At 58.9% G+C, this 15,978-nt stretch carries 17 protein-coding genes; 8 read left to right on the top strand and 9 right to left on the bottom strand.

Going from position 1 to position 15,978, the window contains the following annotated elements; translation table 11 throughout:
* Positions 1-6: 6 nt before the first annotated feature.
* The 5 genes from minE to KZO34_RS13825 form a co-directional block, all read right to left on the bottom strand.
* A complete protein-coding gene (gene minE / locus KZO34_RS13805) occupies positions 7-258 on the bottom strand; it encodes a cell division topological specificity factor MinE (protein WP_219477430.1) in 252 nt (83 codons plus the stop codon).
* 3 nt (positions 259-261) lie between these two features.
* Positions 262-1,074: a septum site-determining protein MinD gene (gene minD, locus KZO34_RS13810; protein WP_219477431.1), complete on the bottom strand. Its 813-nt coding sequence runs from the start codon at positions 1,072-1,074 to the stop codon at positions 262-264.
* A gap of 76 nt (positions 1,075-1,150) precedes the next feature.
* Positions 1,151-1,921, bottom strand: coding sequence for a septum site-determining protein MinC (gene minC, locus KZO34_RS13815; RefSeq protein ID WP_219477432.1), 771 nt, complete (start codon positions 1,919-1,921; stop codon positions 1,151-1,153).
* Positions 1,918-2,298, bottom strand: a complete 381-nt coding sequence (locus KZO34_RS13820; protein WP_219477433.1) for a HopJ type III effector protein — start codon at positions 2,296-2,298, stop codon at positions 1,918-1,920. The genes minC and KZO34_RS13820 overlap by 4 nt, the downstream gene beginning before the upstream one ends.
* Positions 2,298-2,576: a DUF1244 domain-containing protein gene (locus KZO34_RS13825; protein ID WP_219477434.1), complete on the bottom strand. Its 279-nt coding sequence runs from the start codon at positions 2,574-2,576 to the stop codon at positions 2,298-2,300. The genes KZO34_RS13820 and KZO34_RS13825 overlap by 1 nt, the downstream gene beginning before the upstream one ends.
* A 117-nt stretch (positions 2,577-2,693) precedes the next feature.
* Between KZO34_RS13825 and dinB the strand changes: the two genes are divergently transcribed.
* Positions 2,694-3,758, top strand: a complete 1,065-nt coding sequence (dinB, locus tag KZO34_RS13830) for a DNA polymerase IV (protein ID WP_219477435.1) — start codon at positions 2,694-2,696, stop codon at positions 3,756-3,758.
* A 2-nt stretch (positions 3,759-3,760) separates the two neighbouring features.
* Here dinB and KZO34_RS13835 read toward each other — a convergent pair whose 3' ends face one another.
* Positions 3,761-4,333, bottom strand: a complete 573-nt coding sequence (locus tag KZO34_RS13835; RefSeq protein WP_219477436.1) for a phosphatase PAP2 family protein — start codon at positions 4,331-4,333, stop codon at positions 3,761-3,763.
* Positions 4,299-5,519, bottom strand: a complete 1,221-nt coding sequence (locus KZO34_RS13840; protein WP_219477437.1) for a glycosyltransferase family 4 protein — start codon at positions 5,517-5,519, stop codon at positions 4,299-4,301. Before KZO34_RS13840 ends, KZO34_RS13835 begins: the two co-directional genes overlap by 35 nt.
* A gap of 114 nt (positions 5,520-5,633) precedes the next feature.
* Between KZO34_RS13840 and KZO34_RS13845 the strand changes: the two genes are divergently transcribed.
* The 4 genes from KZO34_RS13845 (at position 5,634) to KZO34_RS13860 (ending at position 10,039) form a co-directional block, all read left to right on the top strand.
* Positions 5,634-6,671, top strand: coding sequence for an NADP(H)-dependent aldo-keto reductase (locus tag KZO34_RS13845; RefSeq protein WP_219477438.1), 1,038 nt, complete (start codon positions 5,634-5,636; stop codon positions 6,669-6,671).
* Positions 6,672-6,890: 219 nt separating this feature from the next.
* Positions 6,891-7,214 carry a hypothetical protein gene (locus tag KZO34_RS13850; RefSeq protein WP_219477439.1) on the top strand — a complete coding sequence of 108 codons (324 nt, stop codon included), beginning with the start codon at positions 6,891-6,893 and terminating at the stop codon, positions 7,212-7,214.
* A 144-nt stretch (positions 7,215-7,358) separates the two neighbouring features.
* Complete coding sequence (locus KZO34_RS13855; RefSeq protein ID WP_219477440.1) at positions 7,359-9,569, top strand: acetyl-CoA hydrolase/transferase C-terminal domain-containing protein; 2,211 nt, start codon at positions 7,359-7,361, stop codon at positions 9,567-9,569.
* A complete protein-coding gene (locus KZO34_RS13860; RefSeq protein WP_219477441.1) occupies positions 9,569-10,039 on the top strand; it encodes an FKBP-type peptidyl-prolyl cis-trans isomerase in 471 nt (156 codons plus the stop codon). The genes KZO34_RS13855 and KZO34_RS13860 overlap by 1 nt, the downstream gene beginning before the upstream one ends.
* Here the strand turns inward: KZO34_RS13860 and KZO34_RS18875 are convergent.
* Positions 9,999-10,817: a lysophospholipid acyltransferase family protein gene (locus tag KZO34_RS18875; protein ID WP_219477442.1), complete on the bottom strand. Its 819-nt coding sequence runs from the start codon at positions 10,815-10,817 to the stop codon at positions 9,999-10,001. The genes KZO34_RS13860 and KZO34_RS18875 overlap by 41 nt on opposite strands.
* Before the next feature lie 24 nt (positions 10,818-10,841).
* Complete coding sequence (locus KZO34_RS13870; RefSeq protein WP_219477443.1) at positions 10,842-11,603, bottom strand: GNAT family N-acetyltransferase; 762 nt, start codon at positions 11,601-11,603, stop codon at positions 10,842-10,844.
* A gap of 247 nt (positions 11,604-11,850) precedes the next feature.
* Between KZO34_RS13870 and KZO34_RS13875 the strand changes: the two genes are divergently transcribed.
* From KZO34_RS13875 to glpK, 3 genes are all read left to right on the top strand, one after another.
* Positions 11,851-12,588 (top strand): response regulator, encoded by a 738-nt coding sequence (locus KZO34_RS13875; RefSeq protein ID WP_219477838.1) that lies wholly within the window; start codon positions 11,851-11,853, stop codon positions 12,586-12,588.
* Positions 12,589-12,656: 68 nt separating this feature from the next.
* The gene (locus KZO34_RS13880; protein ID WP_219477444.1) at positions 12,657-14,234 is read left to right on the top strand and encodes an ATP-binding protein; all 1,578 of its coding nucleotides are present in this window, start codon (positions 12,657-12,659) and stop codon (positions 14,232-14,234) included.
* 261 nt (positions 14,235-14,495) lie between these two features.
* A complete protein-coding gene (gene glpK / locus KZO34_RS13885; RefSeq protein WP_219477445.1) occupies positions 14,496-15,977 on the top strand; it encodes a glycerol kinase GlpK in 1,482 nt (493 codons plus the stop codon).
* Position 15,978: the final 1 nt, after the last annotated feature.

Genomic DNA, 15,978 nt, shown 5'->3' on the forward strand with positions numbered 1-15,978 from the left:
GTACGATCATCGCTCAGGCAGGGTCACGTTCAATTCGAGTACGGAGCAACTTTCGTTGCGATCCACCTCGACCTGCACCATGTCGTCGCTGATCTGGACGTATTTACGGATGACCGCCAGCAGTTCCTGCTGCAGTTTCGGCAGGTAGTCCGGCTGGTCACGCTGGCCGCGTTCATGGGCGACGATGATTTGCAGTCGCTCCTTGGCCACGTTTGCGGTGTTCGTTTTCTTACCCTTGAAGTAGTCGAGGAAACTCATCCCTTAGCCTCCCTTGAACATCCGTGAGAAAAAACCCTTCTTCTGGGCGGTCATGAACCGGTGTTCCCGGTCCTCACCCAGCAGTCGTGCGACGGCGTCGTCATACGCCTGGCCGGCGTCGCTGTCTTCCTCAAGAATAACGGGGAGGCCCTGGTTGGAGGCGTTCAACACCACCTGGCTTTCCGGAATCAAGCCCAACAGTGGAATGGCCAGGATTTCCTCGACGTCACCCACCGACAGCATTTCGCCTTTCTCGACCCGGGCCGGGTTGTATCGGGTCAACAACAGGTGCTCCTTGACCGGATCCTGGCCCATCTCCGCGCGGCGGGACTTGCTTTGCAGAATACCCAGAATGCGATCGGAATCCCGAACCGAAGAGACCTCCGGGTTGGTGACCACAACCGCTTCATCAGCATAGTACAGGGCCATCAGGGCGCCGTGTTCTATGCCAGCGGGTGAATCGCAGACGATGTAATCAAAGGTCTCGGACAGCTCGTTGATGACTTTTTCGACGCCATCCTTGGTCAGCGCTTCCTTCTCGCGGGTCTGGGAGGCGGGCAGGATGTACAGGGTATCGACGCGCTTGTCACGGATAAGCGCCTGATTCAGGGTGGCTTCACCCTGAATGACGTTGACGAAGTCGTACACGACCCGTCGTTCGCAATTCATGATCAGGTCAAGATTGCGCAGGCCCACGTCGAAATCGATGACAACGGTTTTGTGGCCGCGTTTGGCGAGGCCGGTGCTGATTGAAGCGCTGGTGGTGGTTTTGCCAACGCCGCCTTTTCCTGAAGTAACGACAATGATTCTAGCCAAGGTTAGATTCCTGTTTCGCGGTGGATTCGTCGTGTATGCCGAATTATCCGGTCAAGTTGTTGTAGTCCTCTTGATATCAGGCCTTGTCCAGTGGCGTTACCACCAGCAGGTCGTCCCTGAGCTGGATCTGTACAGCGCTTTTCCAGCCATTGTCCTGAAGATCTTCGGAGATTTTATAGTGTCCGGCGATGGACACAAGCTCCGCTTCGAGAGATTGGCAGAAAACCCGGGCCGATTCGGCCCCGTGAATGCCCGCAAGGGCCCGGCCCCGCAAGGGACCATAAACGTGGATGTTGCCGGCCGCGAGCACTTCGGCGCCGGCCTGTACCGGTGCCAGTATGATCAGATCCCCGTCCGGAGCATACACCTGCTGGCCCGACCGGACCGGCTGGTTGATCACCCGGGCCGGGGCAGGTTCGGTGGGGGTGGCCGCGGTGGCTTCGGCAGCTACTGGCGACTCGCTGGCGGCGGAAACCTCCGGTTCGCGATCCTGCTCGTGGACGCGATCCCGCTGACTGTTCCCGGGCAGTAGCGCCAGCGCCGCGCCCCGGGCGAGTCTTCGCTGGTCATCATTGCCGCCACGGACCCCAACGACATGAATGTTGTGGCGGCGACAGGTGCCAATGATCTTGAAGAAATCCAGCTCGCTGTCGAGGCCCTCGTATTTTTCCAGGCTGACAATGATGGGGATGTCCTTGAAGAAGCCCGGTGCCTGACTGATCTTGTCCTTCAGTGTTGCTTCAAAATCGTCGTTGTCGAAGTAGTGAAGCTCGAGCGCTGTCATGGACACGCTGGCGCTTTTCAGCTGAAAAACCTGTGTAACCCCGGGGGTGGCGGTATCGGTCATGAACGGGTCTCTTCCATGGTGTTGGTCGCAGGGCGTGGTCGCAGGGGTTCGTTGTCAAAGCGAATGCCGGACCAACCGGTACTGATGAACTGGCGGATGTTGCCGTGACTGTCGCCGGCGGGGTCGCCCATGACCTGCTGATAGTGTTGTGCGAACAGTTGCAGGGTTTCCGCCTCCGGCAGATTGCAGTAGCGGCCAAGCCCGAAGACCCGGCAGGATCCGGCATTCTCGCCCGGAGGGTTGTGCAGCGGGCCATTGTGGAATTCGGTCGGCCGGTATTCAAAGTGGCGGTCGATCAGTGCCAGCGTGTCGTCGAAATCGGCATGGCCTGCCGCAAGGGACGCAAGATGAATGCGCACCGCATCATTGACGTTCATTATTTGTGTTCCTGCTTGGCACCGGTCTGGTAGCGGGATTTCCATTCCTCGTAAGGCATGCCGTAGATCTCTTCCCGGGCGTCCGGATCCGAAATGTCGAACCCGCGTTCTTCGGCTTCAGCGCGATACCATTTGGACAGGCAGTTCCGGCAGAAGCCAGCCAGGTTCATCAGATCAATATTCTGGACATCGGTATTGTTTTGCAGGTGCTGCACCAGGCGCCGGAAGGCAGCAGCCTCGATTTCAGTGCGGTTGGACTCGGGAATAGGGTTGCTCATGGGGGCCTCGCGATGATTTCGACTTGTCGTATTGGGGTTCCTGACATTCTCTGCATGATAGCTTAAGATACAAGGCTGTATAAATGTACAGATTGTTGACGCGAGCTGCTCCTTACCATGCATCAGCGCAAGATTATCCATCTGGATTGTGACTGCTTCTACGCGGCCGTGGAGATGCGAGACGATCCCAGCCTTCGGGACGTGCCGCTGGCGGTGGGCGGTGATGGTGGCCGGGGGGTGGTGACCACCTGCAACTACCGGGCGCGGGCCTTCGGCGTGCGATCTGCGATGCCGGGCAGCGAGGCCCGGAGGTTGTGTCCCGGTCTGGTGACCGTTCCGACGGACATGGCCCGCTACCGGGCGGCATCGCAACAGGTGATGGCCATTCTGCGGGAGATGACCGATCTCGTGGAACCCCTGTCGCTGGATGAAGCCTTCCTCGATGTCTCCGAAATTACCGATCACAAGGGCAGCGCCACGCTGATGGCCCGCTACCTGCGGGAACGCATCCGGCGGGAGGTCGGAATCACGGTCTCTGCTGGCGTCGCCCCCAACAAGTTCCTGGCCAAGATTGCCAGTGACTGGGAAAAACCGGACGGCCTGTTTGTGATCCGCCCGGAGGATGTCGATCACTTTGTCCGCGGGTTATCGGTGGAAAAGCTGTTCGGCGTTGGCCAGGTGACGGCTGCCAAGCTGCATGCGCTTGGCGTCGAGACCTGCGGGGATCTCCAGGCCGTGGGGCCGGAGGTGCTCGTAGATCGTTTTGGCAAACAGGGATATCGCCTGCACGAAATGGCCCACGGTCGGGACGAGCGCCCGGTCGTGGTCTCCCGCGTTGCCAAGTCGATCAGTGTTGAGCGTACCTTTTCCCAGGATCTGCCCGACCGGTCGGCATGTGAGACCGTTATGGCTGCCCTGGTGGCGGACCTGAACCTTCGCCTTACTCGTAAGGCCCGCCGGAAGCCAATCCACAAGCTGTTCATCAAGATACGTTATAGCGACTTCTCCACCCATACGCTTGAGCGGGTTCGTGAGCACGTCAAGGAGCCGGATTTTGAGGATTACCTGCCGCTCTTCAAGGAGTTGGCTGGCGAGAAGGATCGTCCCGTGCGCTTGCTGGGGCTGGGCGTGCGGTTTCGCAATGATGACGCGCCGGTCACCCAGCTGCGACTGTTCGACTGAGCTTAGCCGGGCAATACCACCAGCATCTCGGTGAGCAGGTACCGGGCAGAGGCGTAGCCCATCAGACCGCCGATCACCGCGCCTGCGGCAACGTCGGTGGGATAGTGCAGGCCCAGTACGACCCGTGAGGCGGCGACGCTCAGCGTAAACGGCAGGATCACCAGTGCCAGGCCCGGCGAGGCGGTCAGCAGCATGGTCTGGAAGCAGACAGCGTGCAGGGTGTGGCCGGACGGGAAGCTGTAACGATCAAGAGGCGGTGTGCCGCAGTTGATCGAAGGAAAGGAAATGAACGGCCGCTCCCTTATCAGGCGGCGTTTCAGCAGTTTGTAGGTCACGGTGCAGGTCAGCCCGGTCAATGCCATCAGCAGAGCCAATGCCGGACCCTGATCCGGCATGATCAGGGGGATGGCAAGAATCAGTGCATACCAGAACCAGCCGTCGCCCAGACGACTGACCAGTTGGAAATAGCCCAGCACGGTCGGGAACCGTGCCACCCGGTTGATGGCCTGGCAGAACGCGAATTCCCGCTGATCCGCTTGATTAAAGAAGCGACATGCTTTGCTTGTTAATGCCATGGTATCGGACCCGAGAAGGTTGGTTGAGAACCAGTTGTTCGAACTGTTCGATCTGCGAATTCCAATTCATTTCAAGGGCATCCAGGCGAGCCTGGGCGCGGATGCGATTGAGAAGGGTTGGCTGGTCGGCCAGGCGCAGGGCACCGTCGACAAAGTCTTCATCCCGGGGCAGGGCGGCTTTCATGCCATTTTCTTCGTGGCGCAGATGCTCGCTCGCCGCTCCATCGTCATAGGCCACAACAGCGAGCCCGCTCGCCATGGCTTCCAGAACCACGTTGCCAAAGGTGTCTGTTTTGCTTGGAAACAGGAACAGGTCACCCGAGGCGTAGTGTCGGGCGAGGTCCTCACCGCGCCGGGTGCCGCAAAAAATGTAATCCGGATGCCGTTCGGCCAGGTGCCGCCGCAGTGGACCGTCGCCCACCAGAATGAATCGGGTCTGGGGATGCAGGCCGCGGATGCGTTCGTAGCAGGCCACGGCCATGCGCAGATTTTTCTCGGGAGCCAGTCGGCCGACATAGAGCACCGCCCGGTCCTTGGCTTTCAGGCCCCACTGTGACCGCAATGCGTCGTCCCGCTTGTAGGGGCTGAATCGGCCGCAATCGACGCCGCGGCTCCAGAGGCCGGTAGGTTTGATGCCCATGGTTGCCGTGGTTTGTTCCATCTTCCGAGTCGGTACCAGAGTAATGGCCGTGCGATTGTGGAACCAGCGACCGTAGGCGCACAGCAGGTGTTCCAGAACGCCAACCCCATAATAGCGGCTGTAACTGTGGAAGTTGGTGTGGAAACCTGAGCTGACGGCAAGGCCCAAGCAGCGTGCGGCCGATACGGCTGCGACACCCAGCGGTCCCTGGGTTGCCACATAGACGGCGTCCGGGCGATCTTTCTGCCACAGCGACCTGAGGTGGCCGCTTCGCGTCAGGCCGAAGCGAAGGTCGGCATAGCCTGGCAGGGGCAGACCGGCAACCACATGCTCGTGACTAAAAAGAGCGAGGCCGGCGCCGGCTACCGTCCCCTTGTTTTCGTGACGCTGCCGTGGGCGTATCACGGTGACTCGATGTCCGCGCTGCATCAGCCCCTGACAAAGATGCCTCAGGGTATTCGCCACCCCATTGATTTCCGGCGGAAAGGTCTCAGAAACAATGGTAATGTGTTGTTGGCGTCGCTTGGCCTGGTTGGTCTCGGTCACGCTGTTTCCTGTGGTTCCTCTGACATGCCCCCAGTGTGGAAAGCGGGCATGACAGTTCTGCGACAGTCCCGTGACATTCCCTTTACCCGTCGGACAAACGGATTCGGAGATATTATGCAAACGCGAAAGCTTGGAAATACCGACATTGATGTCAGTCTGATCTGCCTCGGCACCATGACCTGGGGTGAGCAGAATACCGAGCAGGATGCTTTTGAACAGCTGGATTACGCCACGTCGCAGGGGGTGAATTTCATTGACGCGGCGGAGATGTACCCGGTACCGCCCCGTGCCGAAACCCAGGGGATGACCGAAACCTGTCTGGGTAATTGGCTCGCGAAGCGCGGGCGCCGGGATGATCTGGTGATTGCCTCCAAGGTTGCCGGACCGGGTAATGGCCTGACTTACCTTCGTAACGGCCCGAGACTGACCCGGGCGCACATCCGGGAAGCCTGTGATGCCAGCCTGCAACGCCTGAAGACCGACTATATCGATCTGTATCAGGTGCATTGGCCGGACCGTAACGCCAATTTCTTTGGCAAACTCGGGTATGAGCACAATCCGGATGAGAATTTTACGCCTATCGAGGAAACCCTCGGTGCCCTGGACGAGCTGGTCCGAGAGGGCAAAATCCGACACATCGGGCTGTCGAATGAGACGCCGTGGGGAACGATGGAGTATCTGCGCCTCGCCAAAGAAAAGGGATGGCCTCGCCCGGTCAGTATCCAGAATCCCTATAACCTGCTGAACCGAACGTTCGAGGTAGGTACGGCGGAAGTTGCGTATCGGGAGCAGGTGGGGCTGCTGGCCTATTCACCGCTGGCCTTTGGCATGCTGTCCGGAAAATACCTGGGCGAGACCTGGCCGGAGAAAGGACGGCTGACCCTGTACGAGCGGTTCAGCCGTTACACCAGTGGTCGGGGTATGGAAGCCACCAGGGCGTATGTGGATCTGGCCCGCAAGCATGGTCTTTCCCCGGTGCAGATGGCCCTGGCCTACGTCAACAGCCGCGGCTTTGTCACCAGCAATATCATTGGCGCCACCACCATGGAGCAGCTGCGGGAGAATCTTGGTTCGGCTGCTGTGGAATTGGATACGGAGGTGTTGGAAGCCATCGAAGTCATTCATGGGGAGTTCACATACCCTTGTCCGTAACCGTGCCAGCCGGCCCCGAACCCCCGGCAATTGCCGGAGGGTTCATTGGCAGTTACAAACGGAAATATTCGTGATTATTTTTTGACAAAAACATTGTGAAATACTGACAAATAATCGACTAAATTGTGTCCAAATTCACAGCTTTTCAGCGCTCAATCATTAGACTTTAGCCTTAACTATCCTTAGAATTCCGTTCCGGTCAAAGGTCTCTGAAGTGTCATGATTATTCGCATTTTTGTCGCATTACTCGCTCTCAATCTGGTCGCTTTCGTCGTGCGCGCCGAAGCCGGCGAGCGCGTATTCGATGAGGTAGGCGAGATCGTTACTGCCGAGGACGTGTACGAGCTCCAGGAGCAGATGTCCGGCGATTTTGACGAGGATTCTGCCGAGGCTTTCAGCGAGCTGGGTTCCCGCCTCCTGACGCTGACACTGTCCCGGGCCGATGACGACGGTAAGCGCTACGCGTCCGAACCGGCCAGACCCGACCATGGCATCGCCCTGCTCAACGAAGGAGCCTGCCTTAACCTGAAGTGGAACTTCTGACGCCTTTCTCCTCTACGCCCGTCAACCTTCTGCCTTTTTGTCTCCCCCGAAATCCCTCCGAATCATGATCTGGCGCATTGCCAGTGCCTTTGTGTCGTGTGATCATCGCCGAACAGCCTGATATGACCCATAAGGAGCTTGGTGATGGCGGACGAAAACGGTCGTCGCTCAAACGATGTGAACGCCTGTGTCGATGAAGTGATTCGTCGGGTTGGGAAAAATATTACACTGGGTTTGCCACTGGGCCTGGGTAAACCGGTCCGGTTCGTCAACGCGTTATATCAGCGTGCTGTCGACGATCCCGAAATCGAGTTGCATATCGTTACCGCCCTCTCGCTTCTGGCGCCCCTGGGTGGTTCCTCCCTCGAGAAGCGTTTTCTGGAGCCCTTTACCGAGCGCCTCTATGGCCGGATTCCAGAACTGGCATACGCGCGGGCTGTTTCTTCCAACCGTCTTCCCGCCAACGTTCAGGTCTCTGAGTTTTTCTTCAAAGCCGGCAGTTACCTCAACAACCAGTCTCAGCAGCGGCATTACGTTTGCAGCAATTACACTCATGCCGTGCGCGATCTGATGGCCCAGGGGATCAACGTGGTGGCGCAGATGGTCTCCCCGGGTGAGGGGGAGGGCCGATCCGGTATGGTCAGCCTCAGCTGTAATCCAGACCTGACGCTGGATCTGTTACCCCTGATGCGGGAGCGAGAGGCGCACGGAACCCCCGTTGCGCTGGTGGCCGAGACGAACCGTCATCTGCCCTGGATGGATCATCATGCGGCGGTGGAGGAAGCCGATTTCGACGTGGTGTTTGATCACGCGGCCACCGATCACCCGCTGTTCTCAGCCCCGGAAATGGCGGTGAGTCCCGAAGACCACCTGATCGGTTTCTACGCCAGTTCTCTGCTCCGGGATGGCGGCACCTTACAGGTCGGCATCGGATCCCTGGGGGCCGCCCTGGTTCACAGTGCCATTCTCCGGCACCAGCACAACGACGCATGGCGTGCCGTATTTGATCATCTCAGGGTCGACGAACGTTTCCCGGTGGTAGAAAGCGACGGTGGCACCGGGCCGTTCGAGCGGGGCCTGTATGGCTGTAGTGAAATGATGGTGGATGGCTTCCTGTACCTGATGCAGGCGGGCATTCTCCGGCGCGAAGTCTTCGATAATGCCGACCTCCAGACGCTCATCAATCAGGGTGATCTGACTGAGGCTGTTTCCATGGCATCGTTGGACGTGCTCCGCCGTGAACAGCTGATTGATTCACCCATGCGCGCGAGGGACGTCAGCTGGCTGGTGAAGTTGGGTATCCTGAAAGAGACGGTCGCATTCAAGGGCGGGCGTCTGCTGATCGGTGAGCAATCCGTTGACGGTGACCTTGACAATCCGGAGGCGCGGGAGGCTATCGAAACCTTGGCGCTGGGCCGTCGGCTCAAGGGTGGGATTGCCATGCACGGTGGCTTTTACGTTGGGCCGGAGCGGTTTTACCAGGCTTTGCGGGATCTGAGCGATGAACAGCGTAATCAGATCTGCATGACCAGCGTGAATTACATCAACCAACTATACGATCATCGCTTCGGAAACCAGCGACTCAAAGCCGCGCAGCGGGTGGATAGCCGGTTCATCAATTCCGCCATGATGTACACGCTTAACGGCGCCGCGGTGTCGGATGGCCTGGACGATGGCCGGGTTGTCAGCGGTGTTGGCGGTCAGTACAACTTCGTGGCCATGGCCCACGAGCTACCGGGCGCGCGATCCATCCTTACATTACGAGCCACTCGCCACTCGGCCGGCAAGACGCTCTCCAACATTGTTTTCAATTACGGCCACTGCACGATTCCCCGTCATCTCCGGGATATTGTGATTACCGAGTACGGTATCGCCGATCTGCGCGGCCAATCCGATGAGCAGGTTTACCTGCGGCTCATCCGCATTGCCGACTCCCGCTTTCAGCAGGACCTGCTCAAGCAGGCGCAAAAAGCGGGCAAGGTGGATCCGGCCTTCCGGCTGCCGGCCGACTGGTGCGATAACACGCCCCAGGCTGTTCGCGAGGCGATTTCAGTTGGCGGAGATCAGGAGTGGTTCCCGGCTTTCCCGTTCGGCCGGGATTTTACCGACGAGGAGCTGACGTTAGGGAAAGCCCTTAAAACCCTGAAGGCCGCAACGGCAACCCGTCGTGGTAAACTGTCGACGTTGTGGCAGGCCTTCCGGGCCCGGGATGATCAGGGCCGCTACGGTTCATTGCTCGAGCGCATGGGGCTGGGCAATCCCTCCGGGTTTCGGGAGAAACTGGACCAGCGTCTGGTTATTCACGGTCTGCAACTGATTGACACACCAACCGATACAGGAAAGCCAGAAGCCTGATGGATGTTTCACAAGCCAAACCCGATGTTTTCACCGTCCACTATGTCCTGAAGAACAAGATTGGCGAACTCGTTGATACCTCCGAAGGTAGCGAGCCTCTGCACTTTATTTACGGCAGCCCCGATATCATCGAGGGTATCCAGAAAGCGGTGAAAGATCGCAACGTTGGCGATTGCCTGGAAGTCACCGTTCCGCCTGCAATGGCATACGGTGAACACAACCCGGAGCTGATTCGCAAAGTGCCCCGTTCGATGTTCGAAGGTGTGGAAGATCTTCAGATCGGTATGAAGTTCCAGACCAACACTGGCGATGAGGCAAAGATTGTTCAGGTCGTCGGCATCGACGGCAACCTGGTCAAGGTTGACGCGAACCATCCCCTGGCGGGCTTTACGCTCTACTTTGATCTGGAAATCGTGGGTCGACGGGAAGCTACCGAAGACGAGGTAGCCCAGGGGCGCCCGCTGTTCTGATGCCCGGGCCGCGGCGATCGTCCAGCTCACCCTGCTGGATTCTGGTCAGGCCCGCCTGCACTGTCGTCCTCAGCTCATCCGCCAACTCCGCTGTGCTCGTTTCCGGCTGTACCTCGATCGGGGGGTGAAAGAGCACATCCACCCTTGCGGGCGGCTGTTTCAGCATCGTCACGATATGGCTGTGGAAGGCGTCCTCGCCGACAAAGGGCGCCAGATGGTCTGGGCGTCCATTGCGACGGTAACTGATGGTCACCGGCTGTATGGCAACATCCGAGTCCTCGGCGGCGCCCAGTAGCAAGCCGTGAAAGGGCAGAACGGTCAGCCCGCGGCTGGTGGTTGCTTCCGGGAAAATCAGTATGGATTCGCCCGCGTCCAGCCTGTCGGCAATTGCTCGTCGGATGCGCCGGGCCTTGCCGCCGCCACGTTTGATGAACAGGGTGCCGGCTTCCCGCGCCAGCCAGCCAATGACCGGCCATTGTCCAACCTCGGCCTTTGACAGAAACAGGATCGGGGTAAGGCTGCCGAGAATCGGGATATCCGTCCAGCTGATATGGTTGCTGGCATAGAGCACGTTATGCTCCGGTGGAGCACCGTGAACATGAAGGTCGAGGCCGAGGCACCGGCAGGCGCCGAGGAAGCTGCGCCGGGCCCAGGGCGTGCGATTGATAGGGCGGCGCGTCAGGGTTTCAGCGGTCAGAAGGGTCGCCGTCAGCAAGGCAATGGCTGCCAGGAACAGGCTGAAGGTTGTCAGCCGGAAAGTCAGTCTGAGCCATTCCATGGGAGCTTCCTCCGGGTTTCTGCTTCAGGACGCCTTGCCCAGAAAGTGTCGACTGTAACGGCTGGCCAGTTTGTCGACCTCAAGAAGGACCAGTAGGTCAGCGCACCGGAAATCCGGATCCCAGCAGGGTTCGCCGCAGACCCGTGCGCCAAGACGCATATAGGCTTTCAGGAGTGGCGGTACGTCCACGGGGCGTTCCTCGTCGACAATATGAGTCAGGTGCGGCAGATCCCGCAGGGGATACACCCGAAAGCTGTCGTCCGCCAGGTATTCCCGTTGCAGATGGCGGGCAATCCGCCAGGCCTTGAGTCCACCATCGGACATGCTGATACTTGCACAGCCGATCAGGTAGTCAACGTTGTGGGCCACCAGGTATTCGGCCACGGCAGACCAGAGCAGGCTGATCGTTGCGCCATTGCGGTAGTCCGGGTGCACACAGGTACGTCCCAACTCGGCAACGGCGCCCGGCAAATGGTTCAGGGTCGAGAGGTCAAACTCTCCGGCGGAGTAGAAACCGCCGACTCGGGAGGTGTCTGCCTGGTGCAGTATTCGGGTGGTGGCCACCAGTTCACCGGTGTCGCTGTCAGTGACAACAAGATGATCGCAGGCAGTATCGAAGCTGTCGGCATCCAGGCCAGGAATGTCCGCGCCAAGATCGCTGTCGTATTCTTTGGAAAACACCCGGTAGCGCAAACGCTGCGCCTCTTCGATCAGGACTGGGTTGCGAGTAATATCGGTTTTCAGTCGACGGGCGCTGCGACGGGGTCTCACGGATTGTGCGGTCATGGCATGGTCTCTTTTGTGTCCATTTCCCGACAAGCCTATGAAGCCGGTATGACACACGGGTGACCGCGAGGTGACGTGTCCGTGACAGTGGCTGATAATTTGGGCCAGGCACGACCTTTGTCACGGGCTGTAACAGAGCCGTCGTTCCATGTATATTTCTGAATAGCATGTATAATTGCTGTTACAGCAGGTTGCCTGTATGGTCAGGCAAACAGTGTTACCCAAAACCGGAATAACAAAACCAGAGATGGATGGCGTGGAACAGACAAACGAAAGTTGGCGAATTCTCATTGTCGAGGATGACGAGCGGCTGGCAGAGCTGACCCGTGAGTATCTGGAAAGCAACGGGCTGCAGGTCTCCCTCGAAACCCACGGTGGTCCGGCGGTCGAGCGCATCCGCAACGAACAGCCTGATCTGGTAGTTCTGGACCTGATGCTGCCGGGTGAGGATGGGCTGTCCATCTGTCGCCGGGTACGTCCCTATTACTCCGGCCCCATCATCATGCTAACCGCTCGCACTGACGACCTGGATCAGGTGCTGGGTCTGGAAATGGGTGCGGATGACTACATCGGTAAACCGGTCAAGCCCCGTGTCCTGCTGGCCCGGATCCGGGCGATGTTGCGGCGGGTCACCGAGACCGGCCAGAGTAGTGGCGAAGAGCCGAGCGGCGAAGAGCCGGTGCGGCTTCAGTTCAATGATCTGGTGGTTGATCGCTCAATGCGGGAAGCCTGGTTGAATGACGAGAGCATTGATCTGACCAGCGCGGAATTTGACTTGCTCTGGCTGCTTGCCAGCAATGCCGGTCGCGTGCTCAGCCGGGAGGAAATCTTCACGGCGCTGCGTGGCATTGAGTACGACGGTCAGGATCGCTCTATTGATGTCCGGGTTTCGCGGATTCGTCCAAAAATCGGCGATGATCCCATCCATCCCCGTCGGATCAAGACCGTTCGTAGCAAAGGCTATCTGTTCGTTAAGGAAGCCTGACGATTCAGCCTCTGGAGCCGGTGTGAACTGCTTTCGTCACACCGGCATTCCGTGCCAGGGTTTGTGACATGCCCCTGATGTTTTTTCTCAAGCTCTATGCCCGCTTTGCCGGCCTGACAGCGCTGGTGCTTCTGCTCTGTGTCGGGTTGTTTTCCGGCGTCAATTCTGTCCGGTCACAGTTCTGGCATGAGCGTTTCCCCGAGCCACTGATGCGTTGGCTGCAATCCGATCCTGCTGCCTCCGAGCGTTATCATTGGCTCCGTTCCCTTTACGACTTCTCGATCCTGGATTCGGCTGAGCTTGAATCATTGTCCCCGATCACTCGTGAGCGTCTCGGTTACCAGCAGGTCGTCGCTGTGGAAGGTTCCACCGGCTATCGGGTTCTCGTGGGCGCGCCTGGGCATGAAGTTCTGCAGATGCGTCTGGGCGACACCTATCAGCAGGTGGCCGAAGCCGTGGCACTGATCTTCCGCTGGCACCTCGATTCGCCCGGATCTGACGAGCGTGCCGAACTGGCCTCCGGGATGGCGGAGGCACTGAATGTCGGGGTCCGGTGGATCGACAGAGCCACTCTCCTGCCTTCCGCCGAGGTGCTTGACCGGGTGGCCAGGCACGGCATGGTTTTTTTCCGCGACGGCACGACCGGACCGGGGCATGTCCTGGTAAGGCTGGAAGACGGTGAGCTGTTGCGTATTGATGTGGCGGCCCCGTTCGATCCTTGGGCCTGGCCGGTCATTCTATTGCTGGTATTGGTGATCGGTGGCGTGCTTGCAGTGGCGCTTTACCTTGGGCTCCGTGAAGTCGACAGCAATCTTCGTAAGGTTGAGTCGGTCGCGATTCGCATTGCCAGGGGCGAGATGGGGGCAAGGGTCGAAGCGGGCTCCGGCACTCTTGTGTCGAGGCTGGCGGCTTCTTTTAACGGCATGGCGGAACATATCCAGCGCCTGGTACAGGTCCAGCGGGAGATGATTCACGCCGTATCCCACGAGCTGCGTACGCCGGTTGCGCGGATCCGGTTCGGTGTTCAGATGATTGAGTCCTGCCAGGATGAGGAACGGCTGCAGAAACAGCTCGACGACATCGATGGGGATATCCAGGAACTGGACGAACTCATTGACGAGATCCTGACGTATGCACGCCTTGAGCAGGGCGGTCCGGTTTTTTCTTTGCAGGAGGCCTCGGTGACGGACCTGGTCCGGCAGGTGGTTTCCGAACAGCAGATTATTCGTCCGGCGCTGGTCATCGAGGCGGACATCGAGAAAGGCTCTGAGCAATGGGCAATGTCGGATGTCGAACCCCGGTATATTCATCGGGCCATCCAAAACCTTGTGGGTAACGCCGGTCGGTACGCCGACGGTCGGGTCCTGGTGCGCTGTCACATCGATGAGGACAATTGTCGTATCGACGTTGAGGATGATGGTCCCGGGGTGCCGGAAGAGGATTGGGAAAAAGTGTTTACCGCGTTTGCCCGGCTCGATGACAGTCGGACTCGTACCTCCGGCGGCTACGGCCTGGGGCTCTCCATAGTTCGGCGGATTCTTTATTGGCACGGTGGCCAGGCGTTTGTCGGCCGCAGCGAGGCCCTGGGGGGTGCCCGATTCAGTCTGGTATGGCCGCGCAAGAAGCCCGTTGAGGCCATTGTGTGAACTGCGCCTCACCCTCTCACCTGATGTAACAAAGCTGCTACACAACCGCTACTGAAGATCCCGCCGGTATTGCCAATAATAGCAAGCGTAAGGGATGACTTTTGAGGTTGTAGTTCTTACGAACTTTCCTTGTTTCATTCGTCATTTGAGGGCCGGTTTTTCCGGCCCTTTTTTTATGCCTTTCCTTCCGTTTTTTGTTCTGGTTACTCTTACCGCCTTCGCTCTGCTGCTAGAATCCGGAAAAAATAACCGGAGATCTCCATGACCCGCTATCTGCTTGCCATTGACCAGGGCACCACCAGTTCCCGTGCCATCGTATTCGACGAGAGCGGCAGCAGCGTCGCTGCTGACCAGCAGGAGTTCCACCAGTATTTCCCCAAGGATGGCTGGGTGGAGCACGATGCGCTGGAAATCTGGGACAGTACGCTGACGGTTTGCCGAGGTGCGCTGGAAAAAGCCGGGGTAGCCGCGGACAGGCTGTCCGGGATCGGCATCACCAACCAACGCGAGACCACCGTGATCTGGGAGCGCGCCACCGGGAAGCCGATTCACCATGCCATTGTCTGGCAGGACCGACGGACGGCCTCCCTGTGTACCAAACTCAAGACGGATGGCCATGAAGATACCGTGGTCGAACGAACCGGTCTGTTGATCGATCCCTACTTTTCGGCGACCAAGATTGCCTGGATCCTGGACAATGTTGAGGGTGCGAGGGCGAGGGCCGAGGCCGGGGAACTCGCGTTCGGTACCGTGGACAGCTGGTTGCTGTGGAACCTGACCGGTGGCAGCTCTCACTACACCGACGCAACCAACGCATCCCGGACCGCGCTGTTCAATATTCACAGCCAGGATTGGGACGAAGAGCTTCTCAAGCTGTTCCGGGTGCCTCGAGACCTGCTGCCGGAAGTGCTGGACAGTGCCGCCGACTTTGGCAGCACCGAGGCCCAATGGCTGGGCGCTCCGGTCGCCGTTGCCGGTATTGCCGGTGATCAGCATGCGGCATTGATAGGCCAGGCCTGTTTTGATCCCGGCATGGCGAAAAGCACCTACGGGACCGGCTGTTTCCTGATTCTCAACACCGGTGATCAGGCGTTACGATCTGAAAACCGATTGCTGACCACCATGGCGTACCGATTGAACGGAAAACCCTGCTACGCCATGGAAGGCAGTATCTTTGTGGCCGGGGCCGCCATGCAGTGGTTGCGGGATGGTCTGAGGCTGATCAGTCATGCTGGCGAATCGACCGCTCATGCCGAGTCTGTTGGCGTCGACAATTCCGTGTACCTGGTGCCCGCCTTCACTGGTCTGGGCGCACCCCATTGGGACCCCCACGCCCGTGGCGCGATCATGGGGTTGACCCGTGACACCGGTATCGCGGAAATCGTGACTGCCGGACTCCAGTCGGTCTGTTACCAGACCAAGGATCTGGTCCGGGCGATCCAGAACGATGGCGCCCGGCTGGAGTCATTGCGGGTGGACGGTGGCATGGTGGTCAATGATTGGGTTATGCAGTTCCTCGCAGACATTCTCAATGTCACGGTGGACCGCCCCAGAGTGACCGAAACCACAGCGTTGGGTGCCGCATTCCTGGCAGGTCTGCAGACCGGGGTATACGAGAGCCTGGATGAAATTGCCCGTCTCTGGGAGTGCGAGCGTCAATTCCACCCGGACATGGGGCCAGCGCTGCGGGAATCGCTGTATGCGGGTTGGCTCGACGCGGTAGAGCGCGTCTGCAACAACTGAG

It is taken from the genome of Marinobacter sp. F4206 (genome assembly GCF_019392195.1).
Taxonomy (GTDB): domain Bacteria; phylum Pseudomonadota; class Gammaproteobacteria; order Pseudomonadales; family Oleiphilaceae; genus Marinobacter.

Excerpts from the sequence above, each read along its gene's own strand:
- minE (WP_219477430.1), bottom strand. The coding sequence starts at position 258 with ATGAGTTTCCTCGACTACTTCAAGGGTAAGAAAACGAACACCGCAAAC.
- minC (WP_219477432.1), bottom strand. The coding sequence starts at position 1,921 with ATGACCGATACCGCCACCCCCGGGGTTACACAGGTTTTTCAGCTGAAA.
- KZO34_RS13820 (WP_219477433.1), bottom strand. The coding sequence starts at position 2,298 with ATGAACGTCAATGATGCGGTGCGCATTCATCTTGCGTCCCTTGCGGCA.
- KZO34_RS13825 (WP_219477434.1), bottom strand. The coding sequence starts at position 2,576 with ATGAGCAACCCTATTCCCGAGTCCAACCGCACTGAAATCGAGGCTGCT.
- dinB (WP_219477435.1), top strand. The coding sequence starts at position 2,694 with ATGCATCAGCGCAAGATTATCCATCTGGATTGTGACTGCTTCTACGCG.
- KZO34_RS13835 (WP_219477436.1), bottom strand. The coding sequence starts at position 4,333 with ATGGCATTAACAAGCAAAGCATGTCGCTTCTTTAATCAAGCGGATCAG.
- KZO34_RS13845 (WP_219477438.1), top strand. The coding sequence starts at position 5,634 with ATGCAAACGCGAAAGCTTGGAAATACCGACATTGATGTCAGTCTGATC.
- KZO34_RS13850 (WP_219477439.1), top strand. The coding sequence starts at position 6,891 with ATGATTATTCGCATTTTTGTCGCATTACTCGCTCTCAATCTGGTCGCT.
- KZO34_RS13855 (WP_219477440.1), top strand. The coding sequence starts at position 7,359 with ATGGCGGACGAAAACGGTCGTCGCTCAAACGATGTGAACGCCTGTGTC.
- KZO34_RS13860 (WP_219477441.1), top strand. The coding sequence starts at position 9,569 with ATGGATGTTTCACAAGCCAAACCCGATGTTTTCACCGTCCACTATGTC.
- KZO34_RS18875 (WP_219477442.1), bottom strand. The coding sequence starts at position 10,817 with ATGGAATGGCTCAGACTGACTTTCCGGCTGACAACCTTCAGCCTGTTC.
- KZO34_RS13870 (WP_219477443.1), bottom strand. The coding sequence starts at position 11,603 with ATGACCGCACAATCCGTGAGACCCCGTCGCAGCGCCCGTCGACTGAAA.
- KZO34_RS13875 (WP_219477838.1), top strand. The coding sequence starts at position 11,851 with ATGGATGGCGTGGAACAGACAAACGAAAGTTGGCGAATTCTCATTGTC.
- KZO34_RS13880 (WP_219477444.1), top strand. The coding sequence starts at position 12,657 with ATGCCCCTGATGTTTTTTCTCAAGCTCTATGCCCGCTTTGCCGGCCTG.
- glpK (WP_219477445.1), top strand. The coding sequence starts at position 14,496 with ATGACCCGCTATCTGCTTGCCATTGACCAGGGCACCACCAGTTCCCGT.